The organism is Xanthobacter sp. (assembly GCF_041911315.1).
GTDB lineage: Bacteria > Pseudomonadota > Alphaproteobacteria > Rhizobiales > Xanthobacteraceae > Xanthobacter > Xanthobacter aminoxidans.
Genome location: NZ_JAYRPE010000058.1, coordinates 21,823 through 38,487 on the forward strand (window position 1 = coordinate 21,823; position 16,665 = coordinate 38,487).

Here is a 16,665-nt window from a genome sequence, read left to right on the forward strand (position 1 = left end):
GCCGTCATCGCCACCCTCCAGATTGATGTCCCCACGGTTTGATGGACGATGGGCCGGCATGTGGCAAGGCCAAACCGGCCGCCGTCGTCCTTCAGTGAAATGGGCGGGGGCGCTTGCACCACCCTCGTGCCCCGGACGCATGCAGCGTCAGCGGAAGGTGCTGGCCGTGCCCCCTCTCCCCTTGCGGGAGAGGGTTGGGGTGAGGGGTGTGGTGCCACGAGAACCGGCATCGCGACGCATGACGAGGCCGCCTCCCTCACCCCCGACCCCTCTCCCGCAAGGGGAGAGGGGAGGGACGGCCCCGCTGCGCGGGAGTCTTGCGCTGGGCCCCGGCTCAGCGCTCCACCTTCGGTGTCGCTTGTCCGGGGAACGGGGGGCTCCGGCTGCGCCGTCGCTGGTCCGGGGCACCTTCGGCGGTGCGGGACGGTTGACCGCAGGGTTTGTTTCTGTCCTAGTCCCGGCCGTTTCGACGCCTGACGGACCCATGACCCAAGATCGTATGCCGGACAACGCCGCCGAGCGCGCGCAAGACCGCACTCAAGACCGCTACAACGCCCGCGAAGCCGAGCCGAAGTGGCAGAAGACCTGGGCCGAGCGCGGCATCTTCCGCACGCGCAACGACGACCCGCGTCCGAAATTCTTCGTCATGGAGATGTTCCCCTATCCGTCGGGGCGCATCCATATCGGCCACGGCCGCAACTATGTGATGGGCGACGTGCTCGCGCGCTACAAGCGCATGCAGGGCTTCAACGTGCTCCATCCCATGGGCTGGGACGCTTTCGGCCTGCCGGCGGAGAATGCCGCCATCGAGCGCGGCATCCACCCCAAGAGCTGGACCTACGAGAACATCGCCTCCATGCGCGAGCAGCTCCAGCTGCTCGGCCTGTCGCTCGACTGGAACCGCGAGATCGCCACCTGCGACCCGTCCTATTACGTGGAGCAGCAGCGCATCTTCCTCGACTTCCTGGACAACGGCCTCGCCTATCGCAAGGAGAGCGAGGTCAATTGGGACCCGGTGGACAACACCGTGCTCGCCAACGAGCAGGTCATCGACGGCCGCGGCTGGCGCTCCGGCGCCATCGTGGAGCGGCGCAAGCTGTCGCAGTGGTTCCTGCGCATCACCCAGTTCGCCCAGGAACTGCTCGACGCCATCGACACGCTCGACCGCTGGCCGGACAAGGTGCGCCTCATGCAGCGCAACTGGATCGGCCGCTCGGAAGGACTCGAAGTGCTGTTCGAGTTCGCCAAGGCGGGTGCGGAGAAGCTGCCCGCCGGCACCAAGGCGGTGAAGGTCTACACCACCCGCCCGGACACCCTGTTCGGCGCCTCCTTCCTCGCGCTGTCGCCCGATCATCCGCTGGCCAAGCACCTCGCCGGCACGGACGGGCAGCTCTCCGCCTTCATCGCCGAGTGCAAGCGCGGCGGCACCTCGGCGGAAGAGATCGAGACGCAGGAGAAGAAGGGCTACGCCACGGGCCTCAGTGTCGTCCATCCGCTGGACGCCACGCGCACCGTGCCGGTCTATGTCGCCAATTTCGTGCTGATGGACTACGGCACCGGCGCCATCTTCGGCTGCCCCGCCCACGACCAGCGCGACTTCGACTTCGCCACCAAATACGACCTCGCCATCACCCCCGTGGTGCTGCCCGAGGGCGCGGACCCCGCCACCTTCTCGGTGGCCGATGGGCCCTATGATGGCGACGGCACCCTGTTCAACTCCGCCTTCCTTGATGGCATGAGCGTGCCCGAGGCCAAGGAGGCGGTGGCCCGCCAGCTTGAGCGCTTCCGCGTCGCGGGCGAGCCGCAGGGCACACGGCGGGTGAACTTCCGCCTGCGCGACTGGGGCATCTCGCGCCAGCGCTACTGGGGCTGCCCCATCCCGGTCATCCATTGCGACGACTGCGGCCCGGTGGGCGTGCCCCGCGACCAGCTTCCGGTTGAGCTGCCGGATGATGTGACCTTCGACCGTCCCGGCAACCCGCTGGACCGCGCCAAGGCGTGGCGCGACGTGCCGTGCCCCAAGTGCGGCAAGCCGGCCCGGCGCGAGACGGACACCATGGACACCTTCGTGGATTCGTCCTGGTACTTCCTGCGCTACGCCTCCGACAACGTGGAGAAGCCGCTGGACAAGGCGGCGGTCTCCCACTGGCTGCCGGTGGACCAGTATATCGGCGGCATCGAGCACGCGATCCTGCACCTGCTCTATTCCCGCTTCTTCACCCGCGCGCTGAAGCATTGCGGCCGGGTGGACCTGGAGGAGCCGTTCGCCGGCCTCTTCACCCAGGGCATGATCGTCCACGAGACGTACAAAGATACCGAGGGCAAGTGGCTCTTCCCCGAGGAGGTGAAGCTCCTCGGCAACGGCAAGGCGGTGCGGATCTCGGACGGCACGCCCGTCACGGTGTCCCCGCCGGAGAAGATGTCCAAGTCCAAGCGCAATGTGGTGGCGCCCGAGGTGGTGGCGGATACCTACGGCGTGGACTGCGCCCGCTGGTTCATGCTCTCCGACACCCCGCCCGAGCGCGACAGCGAGTGGACGCAGGGCGGCATCGAGGGCGCCTGGCGCTTCGTGCAGCGCGTGTGGCGTCTGGTGAACGAGGCGGTGGAGCTGGGCGCCAAGCCCGGCGCGCCGCGTCCCGCGACCTTCGGCGAGCAGGCCCTCGGCCTGCGCCGCGCCGCCCACGGTCTCGTTGCGACGGTGGCCGAGGACATCGAGCGGCTGCGCTTCAACGTGGCCGTGGCGCATGTCCACGAGTTCGCCAACGTGTTCGGCTCGGCCGTCGCCGCCGCCCGCTCGGCGCCCGAGGTGCCGGAAGACCTCGCCTTCGCGCTGCGCGAAGCCGCCGAGATGCTGACGGGCGTGGTCGCGCCCATGACGCCGCACCTCGCCGAGGAGTGCTGGGTCGCGCTCGGCCACGGGTCGCAGGAGAGCACGCTGGTGGCGGAGGCCTCCTGGCCGGCCACCGAGGCCGATCTGCTGCGCCGCGACACGGTCACACTTCCGATCCAGATCAATGGCAAGAAGCGCGACGATATCGTCGTCCCGCGCGAGGCGACCCCGGCCGAGGTCGAGGCCGCCGTGCTCGCGCTGGAAAGCGTCCAGCGGGCACTCGACGGACGCGCGCCGAAGCGTATCATCGTGGTGCCGCAGAGGATCGTGAATGTCGTCGCCTGATCCGTCCTTCCGCATGCGCCCCGCCGCCCTTCTGGGGCGGCTGATGCTGGTGTGCGCCCTCTCCGGGGCGCTCGCGGGCTGCTTCCAGCCGCTCTATGCGGAGAACTCGACCACCGGCGGCCCGGCGCTGCTCGACAAGATGCGGGATGTGGAGATCGTCCAGATCCAGGGGCGGCTCGGCAACGATCTGCGCAACGACCTGATCTTCGCCCTCACCGGCGGCGAGGGGAATCCCAAGGGCGCGCCTCTGCAGATGATCATCACGGTGGATTCGTCCGTCTCCACCGCGCTCATCAATTCGGCCTCGGGCCTGCCCGAGAACCAGATCATCCGCGTCACCGCCAACTGGCGCATCATCAAGGCGGACGACAAGAAGAAGATCACCCAGGTGGAAGGCGCCGCCACCGGCTCCGCCACCATCGACACCAGCGACCAGCGCTTCGCCAATTACAGCGCCCAGATCGACGCCGAGAAGCGGGCCGCCCGTTCCGTGGCGGACCAGATCAAGGCGCAGCTTGCCGCGTGGTTCATCCGCACCGGCAACGCGCCGCCGGCCCGTTCGGCGAGCTGAGCGGATGGTCGCGGTCCGGCCCGGCGACGCCGACGCGGCGCTCGCCCGGCGCGACCGGTCCAAGAGCGTCGTCCTCATCTACGGCCCCGACACCGGCCTCGTGCGCGAGCGCGCCGAGGGACTGGTGCGCCGCGCCGTGCCCGATGCCCATGATCCCTTCGCGCTGGTGCGGCTGGAGGGCGACGAGATCGCCTCCGATCCCCGCCGGCTGATCGACGAGACCTCCACCATCGGCCTGTTCGGCGGCGAGCGGGTGGTGTGGGTGCGCGCCGGCTCCAAGAACATCGTGCCGGCGATCCAGCCGGTGCTCTCCAACCCCTGCGACGCGCTGGTGGTGGTGGAGGCCGGCGACCTGAAGAAGGGCGCGCCGCTGCGCACCCTGTGCGAGAACGCCCAGAACGCCCTCGCCATCGCCTGCTACGCCGACAGCGAGCGCGACCTCGCGCGCCTCGTGGATCAGATGATGGCGGAGGCCGGCCTCTCCATCGATCGCGATGCGCGTGAGCTGCTCGTCTCTCTCATCGGCGGCGACCGGCTGGCCTCGCGCGGGGAGATCGCCAAGCTCATCCTCTATGGCATGGGCACCGAGCGCGTGACGCTGGAGGACGTGCGCCTCATCGTCGGCGACGCCTCGGCGCTGGCGCTGGACGATGTGGTGGATTCGGCGCTGGCCGGCGAGACGCGGGATGCGCTGGCGGCCCTCTCCAAGGCCTTCGGCGCGGCGACGCGGCCGGATGCCGTGCTGGGCGGCCTGCTGCGCGCGCTCACCGCGCTGCACCCCATGACGCTGGCCGTAGCGGGGGGATCGAGCCCCGAGAGCGTGGTGGGCTCCGCGCGCCCGCCGGTGCATTTCTCGCGCAAGCCCAAGCTGGAAAAGGCCCTGCGCGGCCTCGACCCCGACCGCTGCATGAAGGCGCTGCTCGCCGTCGACGACGCCGTCCTCGCCGCCCGCCGCAACGCACCGCTCGCCCCCGCCATCTGCGAGCGGGTGGTGTTGCAGGTGGCCCAGCAAGCGGGGCGGCGACGGTAGCAGCCGCTCGTCGCAGCGGTCGTTCGGGGTTTGTCCTGGCTATTATCCCCCGAACCGCCGTCATGGCCGGGCTTGTCCCGGCCATCCACGTGGGTCGGCCGGGAACAGTTCTGGGACACCCGCTCGATCGGCCCGACGTGGATGCCCGGGACAAGCCCGGGCATGACGGCGAGAGGGCCGTGGGAGCCGGCCCGAGACAGACAATGACGGCCACCCTTCGGGCCATTTTCCGCCATCGGGTCCGGGCGCCAAGCGATGCCATAAGTCCGGGAGGCGGCTTCGTCTCGCGTGCCGCCTCTGTTTCTGCCCGGAGCGCCGCATGAACTGGATCCTGCCGGACCGCATCGACAACCACTTCCCCGGCCACCGTGCGGTGGTGGCGGTGTTCGCGGCGATCACCGCCATGACCATCGGGCGCAGCCTGTTCCACATGCTGGCGCCGGATGGCGGGGCGCAGTCGGTGGCGCATATCCCGCTCGATACCTTCTCGCCGGTCCAGGCGGGGCAGGCGGTGATCTTCGTGTTCGCGCTCTGGGGCCTGTCGCAGCTTATCATGGGGCTGCTCTATGTGGTCGCCCTGGCGCGCTATCGGGCGCTGATCCCGCTGCTGCTGGTGTTCATCTTGGTGGAATATGCGGGCCGCTACCTGCTCGGGCACATGCGCCCGCTGGATGTCACCCACGCCCCGCCGGGCAAGATCCTGGATCACATCATGATCCCGCTCGCCCTGGTGCTGCTGTTCTTCAGCCGGCCCGCCTTCGGCCGGCGCTGAGGGGGCGGCTCAGGCCCTGTCCCGCGCCAGCTCGGCGAAGTGCCCCTTCATCTGGAGCCATCCGAGGGCCGCGAGGCCCGGCAGTCCGGCGACGGCGGTGAGGACGAAGAACAGCGGCCAGCCCGACGCCTCGGCGATGGCGCCGCTGGAGGAACCGAGCAGGGTGCGGCCCACCGCGGTCAGCGCCGTCAACAGCGCGTACTGGGTGGCGGTATGCTCCCGCGCGCCGCACAGGGCCGAGAGATAGGCCACGAAGATCACCGTGCCGATGGCGCTGGTGAAGTTCTCGATGAGGATGACGCCCGTCAGCACCGCCTCGTTCGGGCCCACATAGGCCTGGAGCGTGAAGCCGAGGTTGGAGGTGATCTGCAGCACGCCGGAGATCCACAGGCACGTCACCAGCGGACGCTCGCGGGCGATCCACGCGCCCACGAAGCTGCCGGCGATGGTGCCGCCGAAGCCCACCACCTTTACGATCTCCACGTAGGTGGCCTTCGAGAAGCCGATGTCCAGCACGAACGGCCCGGTGAGCACGCCGGCGAAGGCATCGCAGAATTTGAACAGCATCACGAACAGCAGGATCATCACCGCCTGGTTGCGGCGCAGGAACTCGCCGAACGCGCCAACGGTGGTGGCGATGAGCCGGTGCCCGGTGCCTTCATCCGGCGCGCGCACCGGTGCCTTGGGCTCGCGGGCGAACAGGGTGGCGATGAGGCCGATGGCGACGCATCCGGCGGCGATCATGTAGCCCCAAAACCAGCTGGTGCCGCGCGGCAGGCCCAGCGCCGTTTCCAGATAGGCGACCAGCGCGATGACGCCGGCGCCGGTGGCCAGCATGGCGATGCGGTAGCCGGTGACGTATCCGGCCATGCCGGCGGCCTGTTCGCTCGCGCTCTCCAGTCGCTCCACGCGGAAGGCATCCACCGCGATGTCCTGGGTCGCCGAGGCGATGGCGACGGCCAGCGCGCAGGCGGCGACGCCGAAGGGGGCGCTGATGGGGTCCTGAAGCGCGAGCGCCGCGATGGCGGCGATGAGAACGACCTGGCAGGCCAGAAGCCAGCCGCGCCGCCGGCCGAGCAGGCGGGACAGGATCGGCACATCCACCGCGTCCAGCACCGGCGCCCAGAGGAACTTCAGGGTGTAGGGCAGGCCCACGAGACTGAACAGGCCGATGGCGGTGAGCGTCACCCCCACGTCCTTCATCCACAGCGAGAGCGTGCCGCCGGTGAGCGCCAGCGGCAGGCCGGAGGAGAAGCCGAGCAGGCTGACGGAGAGCACGTCGCGCTGGGTATAGAGCGCGACGGCCTCCTTCAGGGTGCGCCGCCGGGGGGCTTCGGAGCCGGTCGGGCTGAGGCTTTGCTCGGTCATCTCGATCCTTCCGCCATTCCCGGAACGCCGGTGGCGTGCCGCTGCGGGATGCTGCGCGCGGCATCCCGGTCCTCGCCCTGCTTTATGAGCGTGACCGGTGAAGAGGTTCCTACCGTGGCAGAACGGGCCGGTCCGTGCTCACGCCTGCGGATGGCTCCACAGGCCCTGTTCCACCTTGGACACCGCGATCACGGCCTGGGTGCGGCTTTCCACGCCCAGCTTCTGGAGGATGGCGGAGACGTGGGCCTTCACCGTCGCCTCGGAGACCGATAGCTCATAGGCGATCTGCTTGTTGAGCCGGCCCTCGGCCAGCATCATCAGCACCCGCACCTGCTGGGGCGTGAGAGTGGAGAGGCGGGCGATGATGGCATCGGTCTCGGCATCCGCCTTGGTGGTCACGTTGATGTCGGGCGGCAGGAAGGTTTCGCCCTTCAGCACCTGCGCCACCGCATCACGCATGTTGCCGACGCTCATGCTCTTGGGGATGAAGCCGGAGGCGCCGAGATCGAGGCAGCGGCGGATCACCGCCGGCTCCTCGTTGCCGGAGACCACCACCACCGGGATCGCCATGTACTGGGCGCGCAGATAGATGAGGCCGGAAAAGCCCCGCGCGCCGGGCATGGTGAGGTCGAGCAGGATCAGGTCGAACTCGGGGTCGCGCTCCAAGAGCGCCGTCAGGTCGTCGAAGGTGCCGACCTCCTCGATCCTGGCATCGGCGCTGCGGCCGAGCACCGCTTCCCGCAAGGCACCGCGGAACAGGGGATGGTCGTCGGCGATGACGAGGCGCAGTCCGTTCCCGGCATCTTCCACCATGCTTCCTCCCCCGCAAGGCTTCAGCTTCTTGTCGCGCGGTCGCCACAACGTTAGCGCGAATCGATTCTGCGATCATCAATCCGTGGCGAAGCGGTGACAAGCCGATCAGGGAAATTGACCAAGCGTTCCGGTGAAAGTCAAAACCACCTCGCGCCGGTGGGGCCGCTCGCGGTGCTCCACGAGGTAGATCCCCTGCCACGTCCCGAGCCCCGGCTGTCCGCCGCGAACGGGAATGGAGAGGCTGGCGTCGCTGAGCATGGTGCGCACATGGGCCGGCATGTCGTCCGGCCCCTCGGTGTCGTGCACCCAGCGGAAATTGCGCGGCGCGAGGGTGCGCAGGGCGGTGAGAAGATCGGTCTGCACGTCCGGGTCGGCATTCTCCTGGATGGTGAGGGAGGCCGAGGTGTGGCGGCAGAAGACGGTGAGCACGCCGTCGCCGGCGGCGATCTCGGTGAGGAAGGCGGTGGCCTCGCGGGTGATGTCGGTGAAGCCCTCGCCGGGCGTCTCCACCTGAAGCGTCGCCTCGGCGTGGCGCACGGCCCCGCTCAGTCGCGCCGGGGTGCGGCTGGTGCGCGCCATGGTGATGTCTCCTCCTGCTTGCGCGGTGTTCGCTTCTTGCGCGGTGTTCGCCCGCCACGTACCAGTTCACGGCCTGCCGCGCCGCCTTTTCGGGCGGCGACGCCCAACGATCAGGGTTCTTCCATGTCGAAGCTGGTTCTCGATCCCGCCGTGTTCGCCGATGCGGCCATCGCGCCCGACACGCGCATGGTCAACGATGCCATCGTGAAGGTCCTGTCCGCCATCCCCGACCGGTGGGCCACCCCGCTGCCCGAGATTCGCGCCGCCCGCCTTGCCGGCAAAGGCGTGTTTCCGCTGGCGCCGGAAAGCCCGCGCGCCACGGCCGAGACCATTCCCGGCCCGCGCGGTCCGGTGCCGGTGCGCATCTACAGGCCGGACGGCGCGCCCAGGGGCGTCTATTTCCACATCCACGGCGGCGGCTGGACGCTGGGTTCGGCGCGCGAGAACGAGGCGCTGCTCGATCGCATCGCCGCCAATTGCGGGCTGGCGGTGGTCTCGGTGGATTATGCGCTGGCGCCGGAAGTGCCCTATCCCGCCGGCCCGGACGATTGCGAGGCGGCTGCGCTCTGGCTGGTGAAGGAGGCGAAGGCCCGCTTCGGCACCGAGCGCTTCGCCATCGGCGGGGAATCAGGCGGCGCGACGCTGGCGGTCGCGACCCTCGTGCGGCTGCGCGACCGCCACGGTCTGACGCCCTTCTCCGCCGCCGTGCTCACCGCCGGCTGCTACGACCTGCGCCTGACCCCCTCCGTCCGCAACTGGGGCGACCTGCCCCTGGTGCTGAACACGCGGGACATCCAGTTCTTCGTCGACAACTACCTGCGGCTTGAAGGCAAGGCCGACGACCCGGACGTGTCGCCGCTGCTGGCGCGCCTCAAGGGCCTGCCCAAGGCGCTGTTCATCGTCGGCGGCCGCGATCCTCTGGTGGACGACACCCTCTTCATGGCCAATGCGTGGGCGGCGGCGGGGAACGGCACGGAGCTGGAGGTCTATCCCGGCGGCTGCCACGTCTTCATCGCCTTCCCCGGCACCATCGCCGACCAGGCGCTGAAGCGCATCGACGGGTATCTGGCGGAGTTCTGAGGGAGGGGGCGTCAGCGGCCAGCCCCCTGTTTTTCCCGCCGTCATGGCCGGGCTTGTCCCGGCCATCCACGTGGCTCGGCCGGGACTACGACTCAGGCGAGCGCGAAACGGCTCGACGTGGATGCCCGGGACAAGCCCGGGCATGACGGGCGGGGCCAATGGCGAAGCCCCCACCCCTCGGCCTTTCGCGCCCTCAGAGCTTCTCCTGTCCGTTGGGCGCGCGGAATTCGTCGATGAGGCCGCGCAGGCGCTTGTAGAAGCGCTCGGCATAGTCGAGGGCGCGGTCCATGTCTGAGGTGTCGGGGCTGACGTTCGGCCCCGGCGTCGGCGGCAGGGGCGGGAGCGGCGGGAGCTGGGCCGAGCGGCGCAGGGTGTCCACCTCCCCCTGAAGGCGGGCGATCTCCGCCTCATAGGCATCGCGCGTGTCGGGCACCGCCTCGCAGGTGAAGCCCGTGCCGCGCTTGGCGCACAGGGAGACGCGGCCGGTCTCCCGGTCGAGCTTCAGCGCGCCGCCCTCCACCGGAGCGAAGGAGAAGCGCGGCGCCGTGGTGTCGCCGGGCGGCACGGGCGGAACTTGCGCCTGCGCGAGGGCAGGGGCCGCCAGAAGGCTCGCGGCGAGGACCGCCGCGAGGGAGAGACCGGCCGAATGCGCCGGATGAGCCGGGAAGACCATGTGCGCCTCCAAATTCCGCCGTCACGTCCCGCGGCGCGTTCCGCCGCGTCATTCCCGCTAGATAATCACGCCGATCGGGGCCGGAAGGGGGCAGGGGGCTTCAGGCCACGTCGGGCCGATAGGGCGCGCGGCCGGAGGTGAGGGCGTCGTCCAGCAGGTCGATGCGGTCCTGACCCCAGAACACCTCGCCATCCAGCACATAGGACGGCGCGCCGAACACGTCGGCGGCGAGCGCCTTGGCGCGGTTCTCCAGATAGAGCGCGGCGATCTTCTCACTCCCCGCGGCTGCCACCAGCTCGGCGCCGGGGAGGCCCACCGCATCGGCGCAGGCGGCGATGACCTCGGGCAGTCCGAGATTTTCCTGCCGGACCCAGACGCCGGAGAAGATGCGCTCCATCAGCGCGCCGGGCGCGTGCCCGGCTTCGATGGCGGCGAGGATGGTCTGGTCGGCCAGCGTGCCGTCGAACGGCCAGTGGGCGGGATGGACGTTGAGGTCCACGCCGCGCTTCTGCCGCCAGCGCTGAAGCTCGAGAATGCGATAGCGCTGGCGCGGCGGGGCGCGCTTGGCGAGCGGCAGCCCGCCGGTTTCGGCGAAGACGGGGCCGAGGGCCACCGGATGGAAGCGCACATTGACGCCATGGCGCGCGGCGAGCGCCATCACCGGGGCATGGCCCAGGAAGGTCCAGGGGCTCACGCTGGAGAAGAAATAGTCGAGGGTGCGCGGCGCGGCGGGGGTCGGGCTCATTGGGGGCAGGCCTTCTCTTGGGATCGTCCTTGGGCGGGAGGGCGATGCTAGAGCCTCTTTCCGTCGCCTTGAAGCCCGGGCGCGGGGATCAATCGACCGATCCGGAAGTTGTCCTTGCGCAGGGCGGCTTGACAGAGCGGCGCACGGTGCTTCCCTCTCAGGCGCCCGGAGACGTTCCGGGAGGCGGTATGGGCGACGAACGGGAATCCGAGCTGGTCGAGCTCAAGAGCCAGCTGGCAGGGGTGGCGCTGAAGGCGGCCATGGCCAAGGGGCCGCCGAGCGATCCGCCGGGCGGACCTGAGGCGGCGGGCGGCGCGAAGGCGCGGCGGGCCGTGCGGATGAACCCCCTGGCGTGGATGGCCGTGTCGTTTCTGGCGGGGGCGGTGGCAGGCTCGCTGCTCCGGCCGGTCAGGGTTGTGCGCAGAGGAAGGGACGCGGGATGAATTTCGACCAGCTGATGCGGAATCTGAAGATTCTGCTGCGCACCAACACCATCATTGCCGAAATCCACCTGCGCCACATCGCGGCCCGCGCCGGCCTCTTCGCCTTCGCCGCTCTGGTGGCGAGCTTCGGCGTGGTGATGCTGGGTGTCGCGCTGTTCCTGGCGCTGGAGCAATCCATGGGGCCGATCTGGGCGGCCGTGGTGGTGGGCGGCGGCGGGCTTTTCCTCGCTCTCATCGTGGCCATCATCGGCGCCATGCTGAAGCCCTCCCGCGAGCTGGCGCTGGCCAATCAGGTGAGCCAGTCGGCCATGGATGCGGTGGCCGCGGACCTGCGCGCCACCCAGGCCAACGTCGCCTCCTACGCCTCGCTCGCTGCCGTACCGGGGCTGATCCTGCCGGCGCTGACGCTGCTCACCCGCCTGTTCCGCCGCAGTCCGCGGGCTTAAGGGGCAGGCAGAGCCTTGTGCGTGCGGGAGGAATGCCTCCCTTCATGAGCGCTGTCATCGCCCGGCGCGTCCGGGCGATCCACCTTGCCGCTTGAGCCATGTTCGAAGGTGTGGACCCGGCCCCACCGTGGATCGCCCGCACAAGGCGGGCGATGACGGAAGACGGGGTGATTCTTCCTGCGGTAACGCAGGGCAATTTTCACGCCTTCCGCACCCAGCGCCCGTTCTCGTCCTGCTGCCAGTAGGTGAGTTCGTTGCCCGCCACCGCCTTGGCCTCGCGCCAGCGGTCGCGGGCCTTCGCCACCTGCTCGTCGTCCCGCCCGTCGAAGAGGTGGACGACGCGCGCATAGGGCGAGGCATCGGCGAGCGGCACCGCATCCACCAGAAAGCGCACCTGCGCGCCGTTGGGGTTCGCCTCGGAGGTGGCGATGAGCACCGGCTGGCGCTCGGGCAGCGGCTGCGCCTCCGTGCCGTGGGGCAGGAAGGAGGCCTCGCTATAGGTCCACAGATGGGAATCGAGCGCGTCCCGCCGCTCCGCCGACCCGCACTGCACCACGCACCGCCAGCCGCGCTCCAGCGACTTCTCCAGCAGCATCGGCAGCACCTGCTCCAGAGGGCGGCGCTCAAGGTGGTAGAAGAGGATTTCGGTCATTGCGGGGAGGCTAGCACGCGGGGGCGCGAGCGTCCTGTCTCGTCAGGCCGTCGTCCTCCGGCATGACCGGAGGACGACGTGGTGAGAGAGGCCGGGCCTCACCCCTCGTAATGGTCCTTCACCAGCTGGTCGAGCAGGCGCACGCCCCAGCCCGAGCCCCAGCTCTTGTTGATGTCGCTCGCGGGGGAGGACATGGCCGTGCCGGCCACGTCGAGATGCGCCCACGGGGTCTTGTCCACGAAGCGGTGCAGGAACTGGGCGGCGGTGATGGAGCCGGCGTTGCGGCCGCCGGTGTTCTTCATGTCGGCGAACTTCGAGTCGATCAGCTTGTCGTATTCCGGGCCGAGCGGCATGCGCCACACCCGCTCGCCGGTCTCCTGGCCCGCCTGGGTGAGGCGCTGGGACAGCTCGTCGTTGTTGGAGAAGAGGCCGGCATATTCCGAGCCCAGCGCCACCAGGATCGCGCCCGTGAGGGTGGCGAGGTCGATCATGAACTTGGGCTTGAAGCGCTCCTTGGCGTACCAGAGCACGTCGCACAGCACGAGCCGGCCCTCGGCATCGGTGTTGATGATCTCGATGGTCTGGCCGGAGAGCGAGGTGACGATATCGCCGGGGCGCTGGGCGGCGCCGTCGGGCATGTTCTCCACGAGGCCGATGAGGCCCACCGCGTTCACCTTCGCCTTGCGGGCGGCGAGCGCATACATGAGGCCGGTGACGCAGGCGGCGCCGCCCATGTCGCCCTTCATGTCCTCCATGCCGGCGGCGGGCTTGATGGAGATGCCGCCGGTGTCGAAGGTGACGCCCTTGCCGATGAAGGCGACGGGGGCCTCGTCCTTGGGGCCGCCGTTCCAGCGCATCACCACGACACGGCTTTCCTTGATGGAGCCCTGGCCGACGCCGAGCAGCGCCTTGAGGCCGGCTTCCGCGAGGGCCGCATCGTCCAGCACCTCGATCTCGACGCCCACGCCGGACAGATGCTCCTCGGCGCGGCGGGCGAATTCCGGCGGGTCGAGCACGTTGGCAGGCTCGTTCACGAGGTCGCGGGCGAACAGCACGCCGTCGCCCACCGCCTGCCGGGCGGCATAAGAGCGCTTGGTGCCGGCCTCGTCGGAGACGAGGAGCGTCACGGCGCGGGCGGTCGGCTCGGCATCGTCCTTCTTCTTGGTCTTGTAGCGATCGAAGCTGTAGCTGCGCAGCGAAATGCCCAGCGCCACCTCGGCGGCGGCATCGGCGGAGATCTTGGTGCCGGGCAGGTCGAGCACCACGCTCGCCTCGCGGGCGGAGGCGGGCAGCTTGCCGGCGATGAGGCCGCCGAGCTTCAGGAAATCCTTGGGCTTGAGGTCCGCCGCCTTGCCCACCGAGATGATGATGAGGCGCGGCGCCTCGATGCCGGCGGGAGCGAGCAGGTCCAGCGCGCTCCAGGCCTTGCCCTTGAACTTCTCGGCGTCGAACGCGCGGGTCAGCGCCTTGTCGGCCCCCTTCACCAGCTTCTGCGCCTGCGTGCCGAAGGCGAGGCTTTCGTCGGTGAGCACCACGAGGACGCCCTTGGCGGCGGCGGTGAGCCGGGCGAACGAGACGGTGACGGGATCGGACATCAGGCGCTCCAGAAGCAGCAAAGGGGGCAGAATGGATTCAGAATATGCGTCGCCCTTGTCTAGCCCGGTCGGCGGACAGGGGGAACCGCCCTTGGCGTCACGGTGGTGCCGCCGCGCCCGAGCTTCCGGGGCTGGGGCTTAGATAGGTGCCGGCGCGCGGTTGTGAACCGTTGCCGCAAAAGAAAAGGGGGCGCCAGGCGCCCCCATTCCTCATCTTCCCGAAAGGAAAGCCTCACTCGGCGGCTTCGCCACCGGCAGCCGCGGCGGCCTTGTCGGCCTTCTCCTTGGCGCGCTCCTGGGCCTTCTGGCCGGGCTCGGCCTTCTTCGGGTTGTTCTTGGCTTCGCGCTTCAGCAGGCCAGCGGCGTCGAGGAAGCGGGCCACGCGGTCGGTGGGCTGGGCGCCCTTCTCGAGCCACGCCTTCGCCTTCTCGGTGTCGAGCACCACGCGGGTCTCGGAATCCTTGGCGAGCAGCGGGTTGAAGGTGCCGATCTTCTCGATGAAGCGGCCATCGCGCGGGGCGCGGGCGTCGGCGACGACGATGCGGTAGTAGGGACGCTTCTTGGCGCCGCCGCGGGCGAGACGGATCTTGAGGGACATGGTCTTCTTCCTTTGGGTCGTTCGATTGGTGGATGTGAGTGTCTGAGGCCGTCATGCCCGGGCTTGTCCCGGGCATCCACGTCGTCCCGCCGTCACGCTTCTCGCAGGAATGCGTCCGGCCGCTGGACGACGTGGATGGCCGGGACAAGCCCGGCCATGACGGGAGAGAGCGGAATTACTTCTTCTTGCCGGGCCCTCCCACTCCAGGAAAGCCCTTGGGCAGGCCGGGGAGGCCGCCGGGGAATTTGGACGGCAGGCCACCGCCGGGCAGGCCGGGGAAGTTCGGCGGCAGGCCGCCGGGCGCGCCGGGCATTCCGCCGGGGCCGCCCTTGCCCATCTTTTCCGCCATTTCCTGCAGCATCTCGGGGGAGGGGCCGCCGCCACCGAAGCCCATCATGCCGGCAAGGCCGGCCAGCGGGCCGCGCTTGCCGGCGGCGCCGCCCATGGCCTTCATCACGTCGGCCATCTGGCGATGCATCTTCAGGAGGCGGTTGATCTCCTCCACCTTGGTGCCGGAGCCGGCGGCGATGCGGCGCTTGCGGGAAGCGTCGAGCAGCTTGGGCGCGCGGCGCTCCTTGGGGGTCATCGAATTGATGATGGCCACCTGCCGCTTGAACACCTTGTCGTCGAGGTTGGCGGCGGCGATCTGGTTCTTCACCTTGGCGACGCCGGGCATGAGGCCCATGAGCCCGCCGAGGCCGCCCATCTTGGACATTTGCTCCAGCTGGCCGCGCAGGTCGTCAAGGTCGAAGGTGCCCTTGCGCATGCGCTCGGCGGTGATCTTCGCCTTCTCGATGTCGATATTCTCGGCGGCCCGCTCCACCAGGGCGACCACGTCGCCCATGCCGAGGATGCGGCCGGCCACGCGATGGGGATCGAAATCCTCCAGCGCGTCCATCTTTTCGCCGGTGCCGAGCAGCTTGATGGGCATGCCGGTGACGGCGCGCATGGACAGCGCCGCACCACCGCGACCATCGCCGTCGGCGCGGGTCAGCACGATGCCGGTGAGGCCCACGCGGCCGTCGAAGGCCTTGGCGGTGTTCACCGCGTCCTGGCCGGTGAGGCTGTCGGCGACCAGCAGCACTTCGTGCGGCTTGGTGACGGCCTTCACCTCGGCCACCTCGGCCATCAACCCCTCATCGAGGGTGACGCGGCCGGCGGTGTCGAGCATCACCACGTCGTAGCCGCCGAGCTTGGCCGCCTCGATGGCGCGCTTGGCGATCTGCACGGCCGATTGCCCGGCGACGATGGGAAGGGTCGCGACTTCCACCTGCTTGCCCAGCGTGGCCAGTTGCTCCATGGCCGCCGGACGGCGGGTGTCGAGCGAGGCCATCAGCACCTTGCGCTTGCCGCGTTCGGTGAGGCGCTTGGCGATCTTGGCGGTGGAGGTGGTCTTGCCCGAGCCCTGCAGGCCGACCATCAGGATCGGCACCGGGGCGGGGGCGTTCAGGTCGATGGGGTCGGCGTCGGAGCCGAGCGTTGCCACGAGCTCGTCGTGGACGATCTTCACCACCATCTGGCCGGGGGTGACGGACTTGATGACCTCCACGCCCACGGCGCGCTGGCGCACCCGGTCGGTGAAGGACCGCACCACGTCCAGCGCCACGTCCGCCTCGATCAGCGCGCGGCGCACCTCGCGCATGGCCTCGCCGACGTCGGCCTCGGTGAGAGCGCCGCGCCGCTTCAGCTTGTCGAGTATGCCGCCGAGGCGGTCGGAAAGGGTATCGAACATGGGCACCCGGGTGTTGCAGCTTCACACCGGACGGCGATGATCTCCCGCGCTGCGCGGGCCGGATGAGGGAGCATCCAGGGGACGCCACATCAAGCCAACGCAAAGCACGCCCGAGGGCGCATCGCGCTGTCGGGCGGGGGCCTCCAGGCTCTCGGCCCGGTCGGCGGGATCGGCATGGCCGTCCGTGTGAAGCTGGGGCTGTTAGCAGGTTTGTGCCGGAGAGGCAAATTCGCCGGCGTCGGGGCGGGGCGCGCGGCCGCTGCGCCCACCCATTCTGCGCCCGCCATCACGATGCGGCAAGCTTCGCCGCGCAAGCGAAGTTTGCGCGCAGCACCACTACTGGTCGTCATCGGAACAGACCATACTTTCCCTTAGCGCATCTCGCGCATCCGC

At 69.6% G+C, this 16,665-nt stretch carries 16 protein-coding genes; 7 read left to right on the top strand and 9 right to left on the bottom strand.

Translation table 11 applies throughout. The features are described 5' to 3' along the window. The first annotated feature begins 484 nt into the window (after positions 1 to 484). The 4 genes from leuS to ACE3QW_RS16525 all read left to right on the top strand — a co-directional run bounded on the left by leuS (position 485) and on the right by ACE3QW_RS16525 (position 5,548). Positions 485 to 3,175 carry a leucine--tRNA ligase gene (gene leuS, locus ACE3QW_RS16510; protein WP_374252603.1) on the top strand — a complete coding sequence of 897 codons (2,691 nt, stop codon included), beginning with the start codon at positions 485 to 487 and terminating at the stop codon, positions 3,173 to 3,175. After that, positions 3,162 to 3,746 carry an LPS assembly lipoprotein LptE gene (lptE, locus tag ACE3QW_RS16515; RefSeq protein WP_051679147.1) on the top strand — a complete coding sequence of 195 codons (585 nt, stop codon included), beginning with the start codon at positions 3,162 to 3,164 and terminating at the stop codon, positions 3,744 to 3,746. The genes leuS and lptE overlap by 14 nt, the downstream gene beginning before the upstream one ends. A 4-nt stretch (positions 3,747 to 3,750) precedes the next feature. Then, on the top strand, positions 3,751 to 4,776 hold the full coding sequence (gene holA / locus ACE3QW_RS16520) for a DNA polymerase III subunit delta (protein ID WP_374252606.1): 1,026 nt from the start codon (positions 3,751 to 3,753) through the stop codon (positions 4,774 to 4,776). 319 nt (positions 4,777 to 5,095) lie between these two features. Continuing rightward, on the top strand, positions 5,096 to 5,548 hold the full coding sequence (locus ACE3QW_RS16525; protein WP_374252607.1) for a hypothetical protein: 453 nt from the start codon (positions 5,096 to 5,098) through the stop codon (positions 5,546 to 5,548). 9 nt (positions 5,549 to 5,557) lie between these two features. Here ACE3QW_RS16525 and ACE3QW_RS16530 read toward each other — a convergent pair whose 3' ends face one another. From ACE3QW_RS16530 to ACE3QW_RS16540, 3 genes are all read right to left on the bottom strand, one after another. After that, on the bottom strand, positions 5,558 to 6,916 hold the full coding sequence (locus ACE3QW_RS16530; RefSeq protein WP_374252609.1) for an MFS transporter: 1,359 nt from the start codon (positions 6,914 to 6,916) through the stop codon (positions 5,558 to 5,560). A gap of 138 nt (positions 6,917 to 7,054) precedes the next feature. Then, positions 7,055 to 7,729: a response regulator transcription factor gene (locus tag ACE3QW_RS16535; protein ID WP_024279688.1), complete on the bottom strand. Its 675-nt coding sequence runs from the start codon at positions 7,727 to 7,729 to the stop codon at positions 7,055 to 7,057. A 105-nt stretch (positions 7,730 to 7,834) separates the two neighbouring features. Continuing rightward, on the bottom strand, positions 7,835 to 8,308 hold the full coding sequence (locus tag ACE3QW_RS16540; protein ID WP_374252611.1) for a secondary thiamine-phosphate synthase enzyme YjbQ: 474 nt from the start codon (positions 8,306 to 8,308) through the stop codon (positions 7,835 to 7,837). A 123-nt stretch (positions 8,309 to 8,431) separates the two neighbouring features. On the opposite strand from ACE3QW_RS16540, the gene ACE3QW_RS16545 reads away from it, so the two are divergent. Next, the gene (locus ACE3QW_RS16545; RefSeq protein WP_374252614.1) at positions 8,432 to 9,388 is read left to right on the top strand and encodes an alpha/beta hydrolase; all 957 of its coding nucleotides are present in this window, start codon (positions 8,432 to 8,434) and stop codon (positions 9,386 to 9,388) included. A 193-nt stretch (positions 9,389 to 9,581) separates the two neighbouring features. Here the strand turns inward: ACE3QW_RS16545 and ACE3QW_RS16550 are convergent, their stop codons facing one another. Both ACE3QW_RS16550 and ACE3QW_RS16555 read right to left on the bottom strand, forming a co-directional pair. Further along, positions 9,582 to 10,061 carry a hypothetical protein gene (locus tag ACE3QW_RS16550; protein ID WP_374252615.1) on the bottom strand — a complete coding sequence of 160 codons (480 nt, stop codon included), beginning with the start codon at positions 10,059 to 10,061 and terminating at the stop codon, positions 9,582 to 9,584. A 100-nt stretch (positions 10,062 to 10,161) separates the two neighbouring features. Continuing rightward, the gene (locus ACE3QW_RS16555) at positions 10,162 to 10,806 is read right to left on the bottom strand and encodes a 2-hydroxychromene-2-carboxylate isomerase (RefSeq protein WP_374252616.1); all 645 of its coding nucleotides are present in this window, start codon (positions 10,804 to 10,806) and stop codon (positions 10,162 to 10,164) included. A gap of 188 nt (positions 10,807 to 10,994) precedes the next feature. Here ACE3QW_RS16555 and ACE3QW_RS16560 point away from each other — a divergent pair, with 188 nt between their 5' ends. After that, positions 10,995 to 11,249: a hypothetical protein gene (locus ACE3QW_RS16560; RefSeq protein ID WP_374252618.1), complete on the top strand. Its 255-nt coding sequence runs from the start codon at positions 10,995 to 10,997 to the stop codon at positions 11,247 to 11,249. Continuing rightward, positions 11,246 to 11,695 (top strand): phage holin family protein, encoded by a 450-nt coding sequence (locus ACE3QW_RS16565; RefSeq protein WP_051679149.1) that lies wholly within the window; start codon positions 11,246 to 11,248, stop codon positions 11,693 to 11,695. Before ACE3QW_RS16560 ends, ACE3QW_RS16565 begins: the two co-directional genes overlap by 4 nt. A gap of 199 nt (positions 11,696 to 11,894) precedes the next feature. Here the strand turns inward: ACE3QW_RS16565 and ACE3QW_RS16570 are convergent, their stop codons facing one another. From ACE3QW_RS16570 to ffh, 4 genes are all read right to left on the bottom strand, one after another. Further along, on the bottom strand, positions 11,895 to 12,347 hold the full coding sequence (locus ACE3QW_RS16570) for a DNA polymerase III subunit chi (protein WP_374252620.1): 453 nt from the start codon (positions 12,345 to 12,347) through the stop codon (positions 11,895 to 11,897). 98 nt (positions 12,348 to 12,445) lie between these two features. Continuing rightward, entirely contained in the window at positions 12,446 to 13,942 is a 1,497-nt protein-coding gene (locus ACE3QW_RS16575; protein WP_374252621.1) for a leucyl aminopeptidase, read from the bottom strand. Between the two features lie 232 nt (positions 13,943 to 14,174). Then, complete coding sequence (rpsP, locus tag ACE3QW_RS16580) at positions 14,175 to 14,540, bottom strand: 30S ribosomal protein S16 (RefSeq protein WP_029557928.1); 366 nt, start codon at positions 14,538 to 14,540, stop codon at positions 14,175 to 14,177. A gap of 175 nt (positions 14,541 to 14,715) precedes the next feature. Then, complete coding sequence (ffh, locus tag ACE3QW_RS16585) at positions 14,716 to 16,272, bottom strand: signal recognition particle protein (RefSeq protein ID WP_374252623.1); 1,557 nt, start codon at positions 16,270 to 16,272, stop codon at positions 14,716 to 14,718. Positions 16,273 to 16,665 lie beyond the last annotated feature (393 nt).